The 18,246-nt window shown below is 55.8% G+C and carries 16 protein-coding genes; 6 read left to right on the top strand and 10 right to left on the bottom strand.

Translation table 11 applies throughout. The features are described 5' to 3' along the window. Positions 1–147: 147 nt before the first annotated feature. On the bottom strand, positions 148–1,173 hold the full coding sequence (locus QMZ65_RS21820; protein WP_097119002.1) for a LacI family DNA-binding transcriptional regulator: 1,026 nt from the start codon (positions 1,171–1,173) through the stop codon (positions 148–150). 332 nt (positions 1,174–1,505) lie between these two features. On the opposite strand from QMZ65_RS21820, the gene QMZ65_RS21815 reads away from it, so the two are divergent. Continuing rightward, positions 1,506–2,543, top strand: coding sequence for a Gfo/Idh/MocA family protein (locus tag QMZ65_RS21815; protein WP_283216678.1), 1,038 nt, complete (start codon positions 1,506–1,508; stop codon positions 2,541–2,543). 16 nt (positions 2,544–2,559) lie between these two features. Then, on the top strand, positions 2,560–3,441 hold the full coding sequence (locus QMZ65_RS21810; protein WP_034827178.1) for a sugar phosphate isomerase/epimerase family protein: 882 nt from the start codon (positions 2,560–2,562) through the stop codon (positions 3,439–3,441). A gap of 35 nt (positions 3,442–3,476) precedes the next feature. Here the strand turns inward: QMZ65_RS21810 and QMZ65_RS21805 are convergent, their stop codons facing one another. After that, entirely contained in the window at positions 3,477–4,487 is a 1,011-nt protein-coding gene (locus QMZ65_RS21805; protein ID WP_283216677.1) for a Gfo/Idh/MocA family oxidoreductase, read from the bottom strand. A gap of 100 nt (positions 4,488–4,587) precedes the next feature. Between QMZ65_RS21805 and QMZ65_RS21800 the strand changes: the two genes are divergently transcribed. From QMZ65_RS21800 to QMZ65_RS21790, 3 genes are all read left to right on the top strand, one after another. Then, positions 4,588–5,607, top strand: a complete 1,020-nt coding sequence (locus tag QMZ65_RS21800; protein WP_283216676.1) for a LacI family DNA-binding transcriptional regulator — start codon at positions 4,588–4,590, stop codon at positions 5,605–5,607. A 102-nt stretch (positions 5,608–5,709) separates the two neighbouring features. Then, complete coding sequence (gene yghU / locus QMZ65_RS21795; protein ID WP_038643540.1) at positions 5,710–6,591, top strand: glutathione-dependent disulfide-bond oxidoreductase; 882 nt, start codon at positions 5,710–5,712, stop codon at positions 6,589–6,591. Next, complete coding sequence (locus QMZ65_RS21790) at positions 6,591–6,881, top strand: DUF1330 domain-containing protein (protein ID WP_034826742.1); 291 nt, start codon at positions 6,591–6,593, stop codon at positions 6,879–6,881. The genes yghU and QMZ65_RS21790 overlap by 1 nt, the downstream gene beginning before the upstream one ends. Before the next feature lie 73 nt (positions 6,882–6,954). Here QMZ65_RS21790 and QMZ65_RS21785 read toward each other — a convergent pair whose 3' ends face one another. The 4 genes from QMZ65_RS21785 to QMZ65_RS21770 form a co-directional block, all read right to left on the bottom strand. Then, entirely contained in the window at positions 6,955–8,406 is a 1,452-nt protein-coding gene (locus QMZ65_RS21785; RefSeq protein WP_160834337.1) for a methyl-accepting chemotaxis protein, read from the bottom strand. Between the two features lie 207 nt (positions 8,407–8,613). Then, positions 8,614–9,528 (bottom strand): substrate-binding domain-containing protein, encoded by a 915-nt coding sequence (locus QMZ65_RS21780; protein ID WP_034826747.1) that lies wholly within the window; start codon positions 9,526–9,528, stop codon positions 8,614–8,616. Between the two features lie 73 nt (positions 9,529–9,601). Further along, a complete protein-coding gene (locus QMZ65_RS21775) occupies positions 9,602–10,381 on the bottom strand; it encodes a TIM barrel protein (RefSeq protein ID WP_283216675.1) in 780 nt (259 codons plus the stop codon). After that, the gene (locus QMZ65_RS21770) at positions 10,381–11,400 is read right to left on the bottom strand and encodes a Gfo/Idh/MocA family oxidoreductase (RefSeq protein WP_283216674.1); all 1,020 of its coding nucleotides are present in this window, start codon (positions 11,398–11,400) and stop codon (positions 10,381–10,383) included. The genes QMZ65_RS21775 and QMZ65_RS21770 overlap by 1 nt, the downstream gene beginning before the upstream one ends. 197 nt (positions 11,401–11,597) lie before the next feature. On the opposite strand from QMZ65_RS21770, the gene QMZ65_RS21765 reads away from it, so the two are divergent. After that, a complete protein-coding gene (locus QMZ65_RS21765; protein ID WP_176505789.1) occupies positions 11,598–13,556 on the top strand; it encodes a sigma-54-dependent Fis family transcriptional regulator in 1,959 nt (652 codons plus the stop codon). Between the two features lie 191 nt (positions 13,557–13,747). On the opposite strand, the gene QMZ65_RS21760 is transcribed toward QMZ65_RS21765, so the two are convergent. The 4 genes from QMZ65_RS21760 to QMZ65_RS21745 form a co-directional block, all read right to left on the bottom strand. Beyond that, entirely contained in the window at positions 13,748–14,425 is a 678-nt protein-coding gene (locus QMZ65_RS21760; protein WP_283216673.1) for an SDR family NAD(P)-dependent oxidoreductase, read from the bottom strand. Continuing rightward, positions 14,422–15,615, bottom strand: a complete 1,194-nt coding sequence (locus QMZ65_RS21755) for a sialidase family protein (protein ID WP_283216672.1) — start codon at positions 15,613–15,615, stop codon at positions 14,422–14,424. The genes QMZ65_RS21760 and QMZ65_RS21755 overlap by 4 nt, the downstream gene beginning before the upstream one ends. Position 15,616: 1 nt before the next feature. Next, positions 15,617–17,038, bottom strand: a complete 1,422-nt coding sequence (locus QMZ65_RS21750) for a sodium:solute symporter family protein (protein ID WP_097118993.1) — start codon at positions 17,036–17,038, stop codon at positions 15,617–15,619. A 254-nt stretch (positions 17,039–17,292) separates the two neighbouring features. Next, positions 17,293–18,198: a LysR family transcriptional regulator gene (locus QMZ65_RS21745; protein ID WP_283216671.1), complete on the bottom strand. Its 906-nt coding sequence runs from the start codon at positions 18,196–18,198 to the stop codon at positions 17,293–17,295. Positions 18,199–18,246 lie beyond the last annotated feature (48 nt).

Here is an 18,246-nt window from a genome sequence, read left to right as displayed (position 1 = left end):
AAAATGATAGATAATCTATCAAATTCATAGCTGGCGCCACTTTCAGGCCAACCACTCAAGTACTGCCAACGCATTCCCGGTCAGCCAGCCGGAGAGCGAATCAGGCTGACGCTTCTCATCGCGTCGCCAGATTTCGGTGCTTAGAGGCTAAAGATTCTCACGCGTGATGATCTCAAACGGCAGCGTGACCTGAGAGAAATGCTCCCCTGATTCGACAGTTTGTTGAGTCGTGCGGACAAATTGCCGCACCATTTCCTCAATTTCATGGCGAATCATCACGGTGATTGTGCCGTCAATCAGTGCCAGTTCGCCCTCTTTCACCGGGCCGTGACAGATTAACGCCACCTTGCGCTGCGGCTGCTGGCGTAACGCATGAATCACGCCTTCAATACCGCCACAGGGCGCGTAGATTAAGGCGAGATCGGCATGCTCTTCCAGCAACTGACGCGTGGCGTGATAGCCGCCATCAATCGACTCATGGGTTTTCAGCGGCTCTAATACGCGTCGGGTGCTGTCCTGCTCGCGCAGATAGGAGCGGAAGCTGATTTCGCAGCTCTCCTGACAGGTAAAACGATGGTCGCCCACCAGCACGCCCACCGATCCCGGCTGATGCAGCAAATGCGAGGCCACCCAACCGGCAGTGCGTCCGGCTTTCTGATTATCCAACCCGAAATACCCCGCATGTCCGCAGGGCGAGAAGTTGGAGAACAGGGCGTAAACCCGCACGCCCTGGCGTGATATCTGCTCGATGGCATGGCGGATCAGTGGGTGATCCAGCGCGACTAAGCCAATCACATCCACCTCTTGCGCCAGCTTGTGCAGTGAGGCCACCACAGCTGCCACATCATCAATGTCATGCCAGTAAAACCGTGGCTCACTGCCCGCAGGATGCAACGGTTGCGTCTGTTGTCTGAGGGCATCTGTCAGCGAGTGATAGAACGAATATGATTTTGATAGCAGCACAAAACCCATGCGCAGCGTCACGTGCGCGGACTGCGACTCAGCGCTGACAGGCATAACCGGCGCCATGCGATAACCCAGTCGGTTGGCAGCTTCTAACACCTTCTGCTCGGTGGCCGCTCGAACCGGAGCCCGCCGATTCAGTACCCGATCCACCGTGGCGACGCCAACGCCAGCCGCATTGGCGATAGCGTTCATGGTGATTTTGCTCATCAACAGATTCCAGTTTGATAGTAAGTTATCAAAATAATGCCCGAAATGGACCGGGAGTGCGAAGACATTGCGGAGTAAATCGTCATCAAATCTCAATATTTGATAGAGAATCTCTCAGTAATTTGATCGTTATCGCAAAAATGAAATGATTCATTTCATTAAATTAACTACCGGAATAAATGTTTGATATTTTCCTGTTCGAGGACAGAGGTGAGGGCTGATGGATTTGCATCAGTAAATCCATAGAGGCGGCGGTCGCGCCTTTCTATAGTGAAAGCGATCTGCCTTATCGGCTCCCGGCACATGAACGACTCAATAATAACGGAGATGATATGTTCCCTCAGACCCTACCTGCACCTCGCCGTCCCCTTGAAAACCAGATCCCCGCGCTGCGCTGGGGCATTGTTGGACCCGGCTGGATCGCCGACCACTTTGCCAATGCGTTGCGTCATCATACTCAGCAACAGCTGGTGGCCGTATCGTCACGCAGTCTGGAGAAAGCACAAGCTTTTGCCAGCAAATGGGATATCCCGCACGCCGTTGAAGGCCTTGACGCACTGCTGAGCCGCCAGGACATTGATGTGGTGTATATAGCCACACCGCACAATCATCACTTTCCTGATGGGCTGCGCACGCTGCAAGCGGGCAAGCATGTGCTGATTGAAAAGCCGCTGGCGCTCAATGCACAGCAGGCGTTGCAGTTACAGCAGGAAGCGCACAAACAACAACGCTTGTGCGTAGAAGCGATGTGGTGTGATTTTGCGCCGAAATACGATGTGATCCGTCAATTGCTGGCCGATGGCGCGTTAGGAGATGTTCATACATTGATCGCCGATCATGGTGAATATTTCACCCAGGATCACCGCATTTTCAATCTCGATCTGGCGGGCGGGCCGATGCTGGATCTCGGCAGCTATTTGATCGGCTTCAGCGTGCTGGTCGGCGGCGCACCCGATAGTGTTGTGGCGCAAGGCCAGCCTGCACCTGGCGGTGTGAATGGGCAAACATCAATGCTGCTGACCCACGGCAGCGGCATGCACTCAGTGCTCAACACCACGCTGTTCAGCAACACACCGGGCACTGCCGTGATCGCCGGTCGTGATGCCACGCTTTATCTCGACGGCCAGTTCTATGCGCCGGGCAATTTCCGTCTCACTTCCAGCGATGGCCGCCATACGCTGCGCTGGGAAGAACCAACTAATCGCTATATTCAGCTCTGTCATGAAATCGAACATACCGCCTGGTGTATCCACCAGGGGCTGCTTGATTCGCCTGTCCGTCCGCTGGCCACCTCACTGGCCACGCTGCACGCCATGGATGAAGTCAGGAAGCAGATCGGTGTGGTGTTTAATGAAGAGCGCACCGCTTAACGATCAGGAGAACAATATGAAAATCGCTTTTGATGTAGATGTCATCAGAGAAATGGGCATCACGCGCATGGTGCATCAGGTGGCCGAATGGGGTTACAAGTACATCGAACAATCGCCCCATCCACAGATCAATCCGTTTTATAAACACCCTAAAGCCAGCAGGGAAATCATGCGCGAATACAAAAATGCGCTGAATGCCACTGGCGTGGAAATCTCATCGTTTATCACGGTTTATCGCTGGTCAGGCCCGGACGAGTTGCGTCGTCAGGCGGCGGTGAAGAACTGGAAACGCATGATCGAGATCGCCGTCGAGATGGGCGTGCAGGTGATCAATACCGAACTCTCAGGCAATCCGAACGAGCCGGAGATTTGTGAAGAGATGTTCTATCGCTCGATGGATGAGTTATTACCGATTATCGAACGTGAAGGTATCCGCGTCGAAATTCAGGCACATCCGTGGGATTTCTGCGAACAAAGCAACGAAACGGCGGATATCGTGAAATCGTTCCGCAGCGACAACGTTAAATACATCTACAGCGCGCCTCATACCTTCTATTACGACAAAGGCGTGGGTGATGTGAAAAACATGCTGCACTACGCGGGCGACGATCTGTCGCATATGCTGATTGCCGATACCATGAACCACACCAAGCACTGCCGCTATATCGTCAACCCCCCGGGTGTCGACGCCACCATCCACCAGCACGTGGCGGTGGGTGAAGGGGAAGTGAACTTCGATGCGCTGTTTGAAGCGCTGCGCGAGATGGATTTCGCCAACCGCACCTATAAAGTCGGGGGAGAGTCGATTATCTCGGCGGCGCTGTTTGGCTATCCTGAGAAGATGAAATATCAAGCGGTGGAAACACGTGAATTAATTGAGCGTGAGCTGCTGAAATAAAGTTGAAGGCGCGGCCAGTGTGCCGCGCCCTGCCATCAAATGGCTACCCACTCCACTTCTGTAAATTCACCTCGCGTCAGCGATAACTGTGCCGCCTCGGCAATCGCCTGCGCGCGCAGACCGTCGATCAATCCCGGCAGCCCTTCGATTTTCTCTCCGCCGATGTGGCGTACAAACGCATCCAGATGGGTGTAGTAGGTCTCTTTCACCCGACTAAACCAGTCTGTATACAAGCCGGGCTGAGTGATGCCTTTGCCCTGATAAAGTGTGGCACCCCGCGCTGACTGGCTCTCTGAAGCCAACATCCCTTCACTGCCCATCACGCTGATGCGTTCGTCGTAGCCGTAAGCCGTGCGGCGGGTGTTATCCAACTGCGCCAGCGCGCCCTGCTGCATGCGCATGATTAGCACCGAGGTATCAACGTCAAAATCGCGGATCTCCGGCATCGCCAGCGCCGCGCCCAGTGCACCAACGGTGCTGACTTCATCTTCTGTCAGCCAGCGCAGCAGATCGAAAAAGTGAATCGCCTGATCGCGCATCTGACCGCCAGAGGCTTGCAGATAGCTGATTGGCGGCAGTTCTGACGCGCGGCACACCATCTGAATCAGCTCGGTACGGCCAATCAGCCCCTGTTTCAGCTGGGATTTAAGTTGCTGATGACTGTGGTCAAAACGACGGTTAAAGCCGACGGTAACGGGAACCTGCACCGGTGAGATTTTTTCCACGACTTCCCGCGCGCGCTGCAACGACAGGTCGATCGGTTTCTCGCAGTACACCGCTTTGCCCGCCAGCACTGCCTGCTCCAACAGTTCGGCATGGGTTGGCGTAGCGCTGGCGATCAGCACCGCGTCGATCCCATCACTGCTCAGCGCCTGCTGCACGCTGGCCGCTTTTGCGCCATAGCGCTGTGCCACCGCTTCGGCACGTGACGCATCAATGTCACACACCAGCGCCAGCTCAACGCCAGGATGCGCCGCCAGGTTGGCAGCGTGCACCTGGCCGATAAATCCACTGCCAATCAAGGCAAAACGTTGCGGAGTCCGCATTTTAACGCTCCTTTTGTTCACACTTCGGAATAGCCGATGTTGTCAAAATAGCGCTTTCTGGCAGGCTAGCTGTACGCGGTTTTTGATGGAATTACCTCAGATGAAAGCACTGACGCTGGCGGAGCTGGCGAAGCAAGTAGGCGTGGGCGTGGCCACGGTTGATCGGGTACTCAACGATCGCGGTGGTGTGTCCCCGGCGATGACAAAAAAAATTCTGCAGGCGGCGCGGGATGCGGGTTTGAAGCGTATTTTGCCAGAGGAGCATCGCCATAGCTGGCAGATCGAAGTGCTGCTCAGCGGCAACGGCTCGTTCTTCTTCCAGCAGCTGGCACAGGACTTTGCCCGACTGGCTGATGAGCTGGGCTATCGTCGACTGCGCCTGCATCGCACGTTGATCCCGGAAAACGCCCCCGAGAAGCTGGCGGCACACATTGCGGCCAGTAGTAAGAAAATGGATGCGCTGATCGTTTTCGCCCATGAAAATCCGCTGATTTATGATGCCTTAGCGGCGTGTCAGGCGCGCGGCGTACCGGTGATCACTATGGTGACGGACCTGCCCAATGCGGCACGCCTGTGTCATGTCGGCATCGATCAATACAAAGCCGGACGCACCGCCGGGTTGATGCTTGGCAGTATGATCAATGCACCGGGCGATGTGGTGCTGGTTAGTGGTCGCGCAGATTACTCAGCACATCGTCAGCGCATTGAAGGTTTTCAAGCCGTGCTGGCGGAGCGTTTCCCGCAGCTGCGTCTGCGGGAAATTCTTGCCGGTCAGGATGAACGCGATCGCATCAGCCGTCTGCTGGAGAAAACCCTGGCCGGATCGCAAAATATCGTCGGACTCTACAACACCGGCCTCGGCAATACGCAGATTCACGAAGCGCTGGCGCGCCATCGACTCGGCGGCAAAGTGGTGTACGTGACGCATGAACTTTATGCCACCACGCGCCAGCTTTTTGAGAAGCGCGTGCTGACGCTAACACTCGATCAAAACACCCTGCGCCATGCTCAGCTGGCGCTGACCTTATTGCTAAAACATCTCGAAGAGGGTGAACAGCCTGACACCTACCAGTCCGGCAAAGTCGACTTTATGCTGTTTACGCAAGAGAACTTCGCATAATCACACTTTGCATCTCACCGCCAGCGCGGTTAAATCGCCTTCATCTGTCGCTGCTACACTCAGTAGCAGCAAAAAACGCAATCACAACAAGGCGAAATCATTATGTCGGAAAATCAGTATCAGCCCGCGAAAGTCTGGACCTGGGACCCGGAAGCCAAAGGTAACGGCGCAAAAACCAACCGTCCGTTCGCCGGGCCGACGCATGAGAAGACCCTGCCGGTGGGCAAACATCCGCTGCAACTCTATTCACTGGGGACGCCAAACGGCCAGAAGGTCACCATCCTGCTGGAAGAGTTGCTGGCCGTCGGGGCAAAAGAAGCCGAATACGATGCCTGGCTGATTCGCATCGGTGATGGCGATCAGTTCTCCAGCGGTTTCGTTGACGTGAACCCGAACTCCAAAATTCCGGCACTGAGTGACCACTCAGTCACGCCACCGCTGCGCGTGTTCGAATCAGGCAACATTCTGCTGTATCTGGCCGAGAAATTTGGTCACTTCATCCCGGCGGATATTGCAGGCCGCACCGAAACCCTGAACTGGTTGTTCTGGCTGCAGGGCTCTGCGCCTTACCTTGGCGGCGGCTATGGTCACTTCTATTTCTACGCACCAGAAAAAATCGAGTACGCCGTCAACCGCTTCACGCTGGAAGCCAAGCGTCAGCTGGATGTGCTGGATCGTCAGCTCGCCAATAACCGTTTCCTCGCCGGTGAGGAATACACCATCGCCGATATCGCCACCTGGCCGTGGTACGGCAACCTGGTGCTGAACAACATCTATGGCGGCGGCGAGTTCCTTGATGTGCAGTCGTACAAAAACGTGGTGCGCTGGGCTAAAGAGATCGCTGAGCGTCCAGCGGTGATTCGGGGTCGCAAAGTGAATAAGGCATTTGGTGCCGAACCACAGGATCAACTGCTGGAACGCCACGATGCCTCTGATTTCGATACCAACACCGAAGACAAACGTCAGGCGCGAGGAGAGCAGTAATGGCCGCTTATGTGGTGATGATTAAAGACGAAACGCTGGATAAAGATGAGCTGGCGACCTACGCGCAGAAAGCCGGTGAGGCACGCGGCGATCATCAGATCACGCCGCTGGCATTTTATGGCGATCTTGAAGTGCTGGAAGGCCGTGAGGCGGAAGGCGTAGTGGTGCTGGAATTTGCGGATATTGATGCAGCAAAAGCCTGGTACCACAGCCCGGCGTATCAGGAAGCGAAAGCCCATCGGGTCAAAGGCGCGAACTATCGCGTGTTACTGGTCAAGGGTGTGGCTTAATCTGCCAACAGGGGCGCACTTCAATCGGTGCGCCCTGCCAGCCAGAGAGGTCGAGATTTGCTCGTCTCGCCGATCAATCCAGTCTGAATAGCGCAATCGCCTGCTGCAACCGATTCGCCTGCTGTTGCTGCTGATGCGCCACTTGCAAGGTTTCCGCCACGTGCTGAACGTTGTGATGCACGCTGTGATCGATGCTGTTGATGCTCTGCTGAATCTGCTCGATGCTCAAATTCTGCTGTTCACTCATCTCAGACAACTCGGTGACCAGCTGTGACAATCCGCTGATGCTGCTGTGAATATCACGCATGGTCTGTGCAGCATGTTCAATCTGCACGGTGCCATGTTCGGTGCTCAGGCTGCTGGCATCCATCAGTTGGCGAATTTCGCGCGCAGCATTCTCGCTGCGCATCGCCAGATTGCGCACTTCGCTTGCCACCACGGCAAAACCACGCCCCTGACTGCCGGCGCGCGCCGCTTCTACTGAAGCATTCAGAGAAAGAATATTGGTCTGGAAAGCGATGCCGTCGATCAATGCTAAAATCACTTTCACCCGCTGTGACTCTTCGCTGATTTTCGCCATTGAGCTCATCGCCGACTGTATATTTTCCTCTCCGTGCGTGGCCACCGCACGTGCATCCCGCGCGAGTTCGCTTGCACTCTGTGCTTTGTCACGCGTTAAGCTGGCAGCAATGCTGATTTCCGTCATCGCACTGGCCGCGACTTCCAGTGCCTGCGCCTGTTCATCGGTGCGGGTCGACAGTTCAGCGTTGCGTTGCAATATACTTTCAGACTCCGTCAACAAGGCGCTCACGCCGAGACTCACCTGATGAAGCGTGCCATGCATGGTGCCCAACGTGGTACTGAAGGTGCGGGCGAACGGGCTTTCACTCTGCTGGCTATCCGCATTCAGCGTCAGATACCCGGCCTGCTGATTGATCCGTGAGGCTAGCTCCGCGACTTCACTCGCGGAACGTGCATCGGCGGCCATCTGACGCGCAATCACCAGCAAGATGGCGGTCTGCGCCACCACAAACAGGGCATGAAACACCACCATGTCCCAGCCCGGATGATGGAACACCACCACGCCGAAAAGATCGTTTTCCTGCAGATAATTAAACAGAATGTGATGCGTGGCCGCTGCCGCCGCGCCCATGATCAGTGGACGGATGTCGCGCCACGCCAGCAGCACCGACATCAACACAAATACTGAGAAGTGATATTCGGTTTCACCACCGCCGAGTTGAATCAGTAAACCTGCCCAGCCGATCAACAGGGCTGAGAGCACCAACCTTGAAGTCAGCGTGCCGCGCAGGACGGTGCCAAAGAAGGTCGACAGCAGTGCCAACGCAAGGCCAGCAATCAGCGCTACGGTTAAACTGTCATTCATCCACCCAACGCCGAGTGCAATCGGCCACAATCCCCAGTTGAGGATCACCGCAAGGCTATCTGCGCGCTGTGCAATACGTCGCAGCGAAACCATCTCCACCGGCGCGGCATCCGGGCCTGACAAGGGCGTTGCGATCATGGCAATTTTCCACACCAGAGGTTGATTAAGATGCCCAAACGTCAGGGCAAAGTGCTCAGACTGAGTGGTGAAATTATCGGCGCGTTAATGGGAAAGTTTAGGACCGTGAATAATTGAAAGAGAAGGATGTGAGCAGGTTCACTTGAATGCGATGATTTCCCGGGCAGCACAGGCGCAACGTCGTGCGCCTGTGCCATGACGCTCAACTTACTTTGCAGCAAACTGCGCGTAGTTTTCCGGAGTGATGGTCTGATACGGCACCCAGTTGTACTCCTGCACTTTCTGTTTATCCAGCAGTGCCTTCGTCACCTGTACTGCACCGGTTGCCTGACCTTTAGCGTCCTGGAAAATGGTCAGTGTCATCTTGCCGTTCTTCACAAACTGCTGTCCATCAGGCGTGCCATCGATTCCCGCGACCAGAATTTTTTCATTTTTCGCCTGACTGAGCGCCATGATGGCACCAATCGCCATTTCATCATTGTTAGCGGCAATCGCATCGATCGGACGCTGGTTCAGCAACCAACTCGATACCACATCCACGGCTTCATTGCGCTGCCACTTGGCGGTCTGCTTCTCAATCACTTTCATGTCTTTATATTTGGCGATCACCGCTTCGACCGCACGGGTGCGCTCGCGCGCCTCTTCATTGGACAGTGCGCCCATCAGAATCGCCACATTGCCTTTGTAATTCATCTTCTTCGCTAACGCTTCCATCTGCATTTCCCCGCCCAATGCAGAGTCAGAACCCACATAAGCCATGTCGCCCGGCAGTTTCACTTCTGGCTTACGATTGACGAAAATCAGCGGGATATTGGCGTTTTTCGCGGCGGTGATCATCGGCAACACGCCCTGCGTATCGACGGGATTAAGGATGATGGCGTCCACGCCCTGGTTAATAAAATCATCAACCTGCTGTACTTGCAGTGCCACATCTCCTTTGGCATCCACGAACTGGCCGTTGAGCTGATTGGCTTTTAGCTCTGCCTGCATCTGCGTACGCAGAATCGAGACAAAGTTAAGGTCGAAGTTGGCCAGCGCAACGCCGACGGTGAAGGTTTTCGCACTGACGCTCAAACTCAGCAGCAGCGAGCACAGACAAAGCACGATGTTTCGGATGTTCATGAGGTGATTCCTGTAGGTTGAGGTTTTATTGTTATGACGCCGGGCAACAGGCAAATACCCGGCGGTAAAACGCTTAAATCGTGAAGTGATCGCGGAACTGCTCTAGCGCGGCGGTGCTGTCACCGCTGGCCCAGCCCTCCATCGCCACCGTACCGCTGTAACCCACTTCCTGCAGTGCACGCGCGATAGCGCGATAGTTGATCTCGCCGGTGCCCGGCTGCTGGCGACACGGTACATCCGCCACCTGAACTTCGCCAATGGCGGAACCACTACGGCGGATCAGCTCAATCAAATTGCCTTCGCCAATCTGCGCATGGTAAAGGTCGAGATTCATCTTTAGCGCCGGGCTGTTGACCGCTTCCACCAGCGCCAGGGTATCGGCGGCCAGCGCGAACGGGGTGCCGGGATGATCGACCGGCAGGTTGAGGTTTTCCAGGGTGAACACGCGCCCGGCGTGTTCGCCCAGTTGCGCCACTTTGCGCAAGGTATCGACCGCTTTCAGCCACATCGCACCGGTTACCACTTCCACGGGTTTGACCGGCAAGCCTTTGTCATCCAGCCCGGTGCCGTGCAGATTTAGCCCTGGGCAGTTAAGCCGCTCAGCCACCGCCAGCGAGGCTTCGGCACTCTGTAAGAGCTGCTGGATCTCGTCATCATCGGTGAGATTGCCAGTGAGATAACCGGTCATGGAGGTGAATCGCGCACCGGTCGCCACCAACGCATCAATGTCTTTATTGGCCCATCCCCAGATTTCAACGCCAAACCCCAGCGCGTGAATGCGTTTCACACGCTCAACAAATGGCAGATCGAGGAACACCATTTCGGCACAAACCGAGAGTTGATAAGCAGCCATTAGCGCGCTCCTACTTTGACAGGCAGGTTGTGGGTGACCGATTCAATACAGGCCAGCGCAATCTCCAGCGCATTGCGCGCGTCTTCGCCGGTGGCACGCGGTGTTTCGCCGGTGCGGATACAGCGGGCAAATTCGATCATCTCCGCCACATAGGCATCGCGCAGCAGATCCGAATCCATGCGCGAGGTCTCCATGCTGATGCCGCTGGCGCTGTAGCGCACACAGTTAGAAGAGGTGATATGGCCCGCCTGCAACATCCCCTTACTGCCAAACACTTCGCCGCGCACGTCGTAGCCGTACACCGCCTGGAAGTTGGCCTCTGCGATGGCAATCGCTCCGTTATCAAAGCGAATGGTCACCACCGAAGTATCCAGTAAGCCTTTATCTTTGAAGTCCGGCCGCACCAGCGCATCGGCGATGGCATACACTTCCACCGGCTTCGCCCCGTGGTTGAAATTCAGCAGGGTGTCAAAATCGTGGATCAGCGTTTCGAGATAAATGGTCCACTGCGGGATGCGCGACGGATCGTGCAGCGCCGGATCGCGCGTTACAGAACGGCTCAATTGCGTAATACCGTTCTCGCCTGCCTTCACTGCCGCAATCGCCGCCGCAAAACCCGTATCGAAACGGCGATTAAAGCCCACCTGCAACACTACGCCTGCGCTTTTGGCGGCGGCAATCGCGCGGTCAGCTTCCTCCAGTGTGACCGCCATTGGCTTCTCACAAAATACGTGCTTACCGGCATTCGCAGCGGCAATCACCCACTCGGCATGGGTGCGAGCGGGCGCCGCAATGGCAATCGCATCAATTTCAGGATCGAGTAGCAGCGCATGCAAATCGCTATAGGCTTTCGCGACACCCAGCTTGCTGGCGAGCTTTTCCGCTGCACCGGGCTGCGGATCGGCGACGGCTGCCAGCGTGGCGCCGGGGACGCGATATGCCAGATTCTCGGCGTGGAAGCTGCCCATTCGCCCTGCGCCAATCAGACCAACACGTACCGGTTGAAGATGAAATGTCATAAATCATTCCTTACTGTTTTGGATATGTCCGTTCGGGACAGGTGAGATAGGCATTTCATTGCAATCCAGATGCCAACTAAAAAGGGGCAATTTATGTGAGGAACCACACAGCGTTGCGCTTTGAATTGGTCATAAACTTTACATGTCAACTTCACATGTCAATAAAATGGACATTCCAGATTGACCAGGAGCCTCTGATGCGCGCCAGCGAACGTTTGCCGTTTAAAGATGAAAGCGACCCGATTTTCAGCCTGCCGGAAGGGGCTGAAGCGGGCGAATGGGATACCTTGCTCTGGCAGGGCTGGCACAGCTTTGTCCGGGGGGAACAACCGGGCTGGATGCGGCGCAGTATTTTGCAGTCATGGCAGCGATCGCAGCAGCGCGCCATCGATCCACACACCTTCATCTACACTTCGCCTCCTGCGGATGAGCTGAAGGCCATCCTGGCGCACAATGCCGAGCTGATTGCGGTGGCGCGTAACGTAATGGAAAACCTGCTGGCCTATAACCCGGATGGCCATATCAACCTCACCGACGCGCAAGGTGTCACGCTGCATTTTTGCGGCGCTGATTTGACGCCGATTGGTAGCATCCTGAGCGAAGAGGTGCTCGGCACCAACTGCACGGCACGTTGCCTGATTGAGCAACGGCTGGTGTATGTGTTAAGCGGTGAAAACTGGAAGATCGATCTGCGTAAGCGCCACTACCAGTGCGCAGCCGCGCCGATTCGAGATGCCAGCGGCCAACTGCTCGGCGTGCTCACGCTCACTGCCACGCCGGATAATTTCAATGCCCACACGCTCGGCACGGTACAGGCCGCTGCAGAAGCGGTGGGACAACAATTAATGTTGCGCAGTTTGCTGGCAGAACAACAGTCGATCCTGGAAACCCTGAATGAGGGCGTGATCGTCTGCGATCGCCACGGACGGATCAAAACGTTAAACCGCTATGCGCGGCAGATCTTTAGTGGTCTCGATCCTCAAGCCGGGCCGATTGATGTGTTACTGCAACCCCAGGGAGGATCGCTGCTGACCATGCCATTCTGTAATGACCGTGAGTTGCAGTTTATCCCGGACGGCGTGCAGCCCCTCTCCTGTCTGATTTCATTGATGCCGGCACCCGATGGTGGACGTGTGCTGTCTCTGCGCGAGAACCAGCGCATCCGGGCGATTACGCGGCAGGTAATGGGCGTCAGCGCCAGTTATACCTTTGAGATGATCCGCGGCCACGCTCCGCGCGTGCAGCAAGCCATTCAGAAGGCACGCGCCAGCAGCCGCACAGATAGCACCGTGCTGTTAAGCGGTGAAAGCGGCACCGGCAAGGAGTTGTTCGCGCAGGCGATCCATAACGCCAGCCCACGACATCAGGAACCCTTTATCGCCCTCAACTGCGGCGCCCTGCCGCGTGACCTGGTGCAGAGCGAACTGTTTGGTTATGTCGATGGCGCATTCACCGGTTCCCGGCGCGGCGGCTCCGCGGGAAAATTCGAGCTGGCGGATGGCGGCACGCTGTTTCTGGATGAAATTGGCGAAATGCCGCTGGAGGCGCAAACCAGCCTGCTCCGCGTATTACAAGAGAGTGAAGTGGTGCGTATTGGCGCCGCGCATCCGCTTAAGGTCAATGTGCGCATCATTGCCGCCACCCACTGTAATCTGCTGGATGCGGTGGAAAAAGGCGCCTTTCGCCGCGACCTGTATTACCGTCTTAACGTGATTTCATTAGCCATTCCACCGTTGCGAGAACGTCAGGAAGATATTCCAGGTCTGGTGAATACGTTTATTCAGGCGCTCTGTACCCGCTTGAAACGTATCGCGCCGCAGGTGTCGTCTGAAGCCATGCACTGCTTGCAGACGTGGCACTGGCCGGGCAACGTGCGTGAACTGGAGAACCTGGTCGAACGCATGGTGAATTTGTGTGAAGGGCTGGAGATTGGCAAGCCGGATTTGCCGGAAGAGATGACGCAGCGCGTCTCGCCGCCACAATCCAGCGTTTTAACATCATTGCAGGAAAATGAGCGTCAGCATGTATTGCAGGTGGTGAGTGAGCAGAAAGGCAACCTGCGCCAGTCAGCACAGCAACTGGGGATTTCACGTACCGCGCTGTATAACAAACTGAATGTCTGGCAGGTGGATGTCACGGCATTGCGAGGGAGATAGGTTAAAAAGGGCTCATGTGCTTCCTTTAGCCCACCCGCTCTCGTACCAACACTCCCTGAATCCCGGACGGGATTCAGGGAAGACGGATGAGGGGGAGTATATTGACCGCCATCTACAATGACGCTCTACCGTAAATCATTCACTCTTGCCCGGTGATTGCATCAGCTGCGGATAACAACACGAATCGCTATCTACAACGACGCTCCACCGCAGATAACCAATTCCTGCCCGGTTATTGCATCAGCAGCGGGGGACAGCACAAAACCCGCCAGCGCCGCCACTTCCTCCGGCTTGATGTAGCGCCCAATGGGCGGCAGCTTGGGTGGTGAACTGGCACGGCCAGGTTGCAGCAACATGGGCGTTTCAGTGGCACCGGGCGCGATCACATTCACGGTGATCCCCTGCGGCGCTAATTCAGCCGCCCAACTGCGCGCCATCCCAACCATTGCCGCTTTGGTGCTGACATACTGGCTGCGATGAGCGGCGCCGCGTGAGGTGCGACTGCCGATCAGCAAAATACGATCGCCCTGCGTCATCTGCGGCTGCAACGCGTTCGCCATGATCTGCGCCACCTGCACATGCAGATACCACAGGCGCGCGCTCTGCTCCTCATCGAGATCGCCGAGCGGCGCTGCCGCCATCATGCCTGCGGCATGCACCAGCGCATCCACCTTTGGCAAAGCGGCCAGCGCCTGCTTCAGCAAACTGGCATCGAACAGATCTACGCTCACCGAGGTAAAGCCCGGATGATCTTTCTTGACCAGTGTGCGACTGAACCCCGTCACCTGCCAGCCCTGCGCCAGCAGATAATCGGCAATCGCCGCGCCAATACCTGAACTGACACCCGTGACCAGCGCGTGTCGACTCATTTTTCGCCCCTCACCCACGCTTCGTTAACGCGGACGTACTTAATCGCCTGACGGAAATAGGTGTAGGCGATATGCAGTGCGCCGTCCTCACTTTGCTTGATGCTGGGATAGGAGAACTCGCGGTTGAGCTTCTGCTGCGAATTGTTGGTCATGCAGTAGCCGTCGCCTTCATCGAGATGACGCTGCCACGGCCAGCTTTGGCCGCCATCCGGGGAGATGGCCAGCGTCATCGGTGCACGCGGTGCGCCCCAGAACGCGGTACGTCCGCTATGCACCACCGGTTCAGCGGCCACCGCCACATCGTCATCCTCATCCTCATCTTCGATTTCGTCATACAGCGACAGGCGACGCTCGCTGGCATCTTTGGCACTCATGGCGTTGAACACCAGCGCCAGATGGCCGTTGTTCAGCGTGGTCACCTGAATTGAGGAGTTGTTGTTCGGCAGTTCCGTCGCCGCCGGCGCACTCCAGCTTTCACCACCGTCTACAGAACGACTTTGGTAGATAAAGTCTGCCCAACGACTGCGATACAGCGCCAGTAAACTGCCATCCTGCAATAAAGTAATGTTCATGTGCACGCAGCCGAGGCTATCCGGCACCGCCACATCGCGCCAGCTTTTGCCTTTATCGCTGGAGATTTTTACCGCGCTAATGTCATCATTACCGACCCATTTTACGCCCGGCTGAGTGCGGCAATAGAACACCGGCAACAGCCAGTTGCCATTCGGTAACACCGTAATCGGCTGGCGAATAAAGGTGCCGGGTTGATCGAGCAGCGTGTCGATGGCGCTCCAGCTGCGGCCAAAATCACGTGACTGGCGATAGCGCACAATCGCCGTGTCCTGATTACCGGACTTCTGCGCTGTCCATAACAGCCACAATATCTGGTCAGGATCGAGGAACAGCACCGGGTTCTGCTCAGAGCGCGTCGAATCATCAGAAAGTTTCTGCGCCTCACTCCACTGGCTGCCGCCTTGTTCCAGGCGCGAGCACCACACGGAGATATCGGCAATCCCTTCCTGCGTACCACCAAACCAGACACACAGCAGATCACCGTTGGGCAGCGGCAGCAGATTAGCGGCATGATTCTGCGGACAGACCGAAGGCAGCATCGCCGTGAGCTGCTGCGCATCCTGCGCGTGCGGATGAAGGTTACCGTTACGTTCGACGGTAATCGTTGAATCGGTCATTTCAGGCTCCACTGTTTTGCATTGAAGATTTTGGTGCTTTTTTGTCGTGCGTTTGTACCGAAGGGATCAGGCGATCAATCACCATGATCACTGCAGGCGTAATCAACGCCACGTACATATTGTTGATGCCGAACGGATCGCCGAGCAGATACCAGACGGTGGTGACCACGCAAGCCCCAATCAGACCGGCATTCGCCCCTCGGGTACTTTTATAGAACGGCAGGTAGAAGGCAATAATCGCCACCACCGAGATCGACAGACGAATCGCGCGGGTGAAGAAGGAGAGCTTCAGCACCTCGGGGACGAACAGCACCAGAATTAACGGCAGGAAACCAATCAGCAGCGACAACCAGCGCGTCATGCGGAATTCACGCTCTGGCGTCGGGTTGCGATACGGCACATAGAAATCTTTAACCACCAGCGAGGCAATCGCCAGCGCCACAGTACTGACACTGACGAAGATGGAGGCCACCAGCGAGGTGGTCACAATCCCCGCCAGCCATGGGCTCATATCCTGCAGAAACACCGGCAGTGCATACAGGCTTTTGATATCCGGATGCAGGTACTTCGCCGCCACGCCAATCAACGCAATGGCAATCGCAATCGGCATGCAAAAGAAGAAGGCAACCCAGGTTGCACGCTTAGCGGATGCGGCACTTTTGGTGGAAGCAATGGCCTGAATGACAAACTGGGTGCAGAAAATCGAACCGATGGTGCCAATCATCCAGGCAAATATGGTGCTGGCCCCGATATTACCGTCCCACGTCCAGTAGAAATGCGGCATCTCTTTGATCATCGGGCTAACGCCGCCGGTCATATGCAGTGCGACGCCGAGAATGATCAGGATACCGATATATTTCAGTCCGCTGTGCAGCAGCGTGACCCAGGCAATGCCCTTCATGCCACCGAACATAAAGTAGAAGGTACTGACGATTGCGGTGATAACGGCCGCCGTGGTGAGATCGAGGTTCAACACGGTCGAGATCGCCGCTGCGCCGCTCACATAGTTCCCCACGTTCACCAGCAGCAGCGCATAGATCATGATGAGGGAAATGATGTTCTTGGTTGAGTTGCCGTAACGTTCAGCAATCGCACCCGAAATGGTGATTTTTCCGGTGTTATAAATACGCTTAACCAGCAGGAATCCAAACAGCGGGAAGCCAATCGCGGCACCAATCACCGACCAGGATGCGGCAAACCCACCTTCAAACGCCGCCTGGGCGGTACCAATGGTCGATTTTGCGCCAATGTACTCAGACATTAACATCACACCCACAACAAAAGCCGGCATCACGTTGGATCCCGCCATAAAGTCGCCGCTGTTTTTACTGCGCAGGCGCCAGGTCAGCCAGGTGGTAAACAGAATATACGCGATGACGATCCCGACAATAATCATCATCCCTTCTGCAGAAAACTGTTTCATTTTAGCCTCATTGATAACGTAGGGTCGTGGCCTGCGCTGGGCTTCACGCTTGCCGTTAATGAGGTTGCCTGTTTTGTTATTTTAGTGTCTAAGCACAAAGGCAACCCTGTTTATGCTCATTGATTTATTTCACTCACATGAGAATGAATTCACGCATAAGCAGGGCAATTTATAGGCTAATCAGCCAATGATTTGTTTGATCATGCTCACAAACAGTCAATGATGATTATAAATAATCAAAAATAACTTAATAGTTACAAGTCGGATTGCAAAAAATCCACAAAGGCGCTAATGCGGGCAGGTAACTGACGCTGCGGCCGCCACACCGCAAAAATATCCCCGTCCACGCTGCTCCACGCTGGCAGTATATGCAGCAGATCGCCACGCTCAATCATGTGCTGGGCATCCCACCAGGATCGCAACAAAATGCCGTGCCCATCCATCGCTAACTGCATCGCCACTTCACCATCGTTGGTGATCAGGCTGCCCTGCACTTTTTGCGTCACCTGCTGCTGGCCATCACTCAATCGCCACAATGCGAAATCGCTTTCGTACTGGCGTAGCAAAATACAGTTGTGCTGCGCCAGCGCCACAATACTGTCAGGCAGGCCGTGACGTTGCGCATAAATCGGGGCGCAGCATAGCACGCGTGGATTGGTGCGTAACTTGCGCGCGATGAGTCGCGCATCGGGCGGTTCGCCTATGCGGATATCAATGTCGATGTGTGAATCGATGAAATTCAGTGGCTGGCTGCTGAGCTGTAGTGATAACGAGACTTCAGGATGCAGCGCCGCAAAGCGCGACACGCAAGGGGCAACATGGCGGCGTCCAAATCCAAACGAGGCGTTGATGTTCAGGCTGCCACGCAGCACCGCCGCCTGGCTGCTGACCGACTCCTCCAGCTCCGCCAGTTGATCGAGCAAAGGGCGAGCCCCTTCCAGATAGCGTTTTCCTTCAGCGGTGAGCTCCAGCCGCCGCGTGGTGCGTTTAAGCAGTTGCACCCCCAGACGCTGTTCAAGGTGGCTGAGACGTTTGCTGACGGCGGGCAGCGACAACCCCAGCTCACGCGCCGCAGCGGTTAAACTCTCCAGCGCGGCGACGCGCACAAAGAAGGCCAGATCATCAGTCGAAGTGCGCGATTCTCTACTTTTATTCAACATTGGCTTGCCGCTCAGGCTAATTATTTCCCGGTGATGCATGGTTATACT

Source organism: Pantoea sp. EABMAA-21 (genome assembly GCF_030053335.1).
GTDB classification, from domain to species: Bacteria; Pseudomonadota; Gammaproteobacteria; order Enterobacterales; family Enterobacteriaceae; genus Pantoea; species Pantoea communis.
This window is presented reverse-complemented; position numbering and strand designations above follow the sequence as displayed.

Excerpts from the sequence above, each read along its gene's own strand:
- QMZ65_RS21805 (WP_283216677.1), bottom strand. The coding sequence starts at position 4,487 with ATGCGGACTCCGCAACGTTTTGCCTTGATTGGCAGTGGATTTATCGGC.
- QMZ65_RS21775 (WP_283216675.1), bottom strand. The coding sequence starts at position 10,381 with ATGGCTGCTTATCAACTCTCGGTTTGTGCCGAAATGGTGTTCCTCGAT.
- QMZ65_RS21755 (WP_283216672.1), bottom strand. The coding sequence starts at position 15,615 with ATGACCGATTCAACGATTACCGTCGAACGTAACGGTAACCTTCATCCG.
- yghU (WP_038643540.1), top strand. The coding sequence starts at position 5,710 with ATGTCGGAAAATCAGTATCAGCCCGCGAAAGTCTGGACCTGGGACCCG.
- QMZ65_RS21770 (WP_283216674.1), bottom strand. The coding sequence starts at position 11,400 with ATGACATTTCATCTTCAACCGGTACGTGTTGGTCTGATTGGCGCAGGG.
- QMZ65_RS21785 (WP_160834337.1), bottom strand. The coding sequence starts at position 8,406 with ATGATCGCAACGCCCTTGTCAGGCCCGGATGCCGCGCCGGTGGAGATG.
- QMZ65_RS21815 (WP_283216678.1), top strand. The coding sequence starts at position 1,506 with ATGTTCCCTCAGACCCTACCTGCACCTCGCCGTCCCCTTGAAAACCAG.
- QMZ65_RS21790 (WP_034826742.1), top strand. The coding sequence starts at position 6,591 with ATGGCCGCTTATGTGGTGATGATTAAAGACGAAACGCTGGATAAAGAT.
- QMZ65_RS21760 (WP_283216673.1), bottom strand. The coding sequence starts at position 14,425 with ATGAGTCGACACGCGCTGGTCACGGGTGTCAGTTCAGGTATTGGCGCG.
- QMZ65_RS21745 (WP_283216671.1), bottom strand. The coding sequence starts at position 18,198 with ATGTTGAATAAAAGTAGAGAATCGCGCACTTCGACTGATGATCTGGCC.
- QMZ65_RS21820 (WP_097119002.1), bottom strand. The coding sequence starts at position 1,173 with ATGAGCAAAATCACCATGAACGCTATCGCCAATGCGGCTGGCGTTGGC.
- QMZ65_RS21810 (WP_034827178.1), top strand. The coding sequence starts at position 2,560 with ATGAAAATCGCTTTTGATGTAGATGTCATCAGAGAAATGGGCATCACG.
- QMZ65_RS21750 (WP_097118993.1), bottom strand. The coding sequence starts at position 17,038 with ATGAAACAGTTTTCTGCAGAAGGGATGATGATTATTGTCGGGATCGTC.
- QMZ65_RS21765 (WP_176505789.1), top strand. The coding sequence starts at position 11,598 with ATGCGCGCCAGCGAACGTTTGCCGTTTAAAGATGAAAGCGACCCGATT.
- QMZ65_RS21800 (WP_283216676.1), top strand. The coding sequence starts at position 4,588 with ATGAAAGCACTGACGCTGGCGGAGCTGGCGAAGCAAGTAGGCGTGGGC.
- QMZ65_RS21780 (WP_034826747.1), bottom strand. The coding sequence starts at position 9,528 with ATGAACATCCGAAACATCGTGCTTTGTCTGTGCTCGCTGCTGCTGAGT.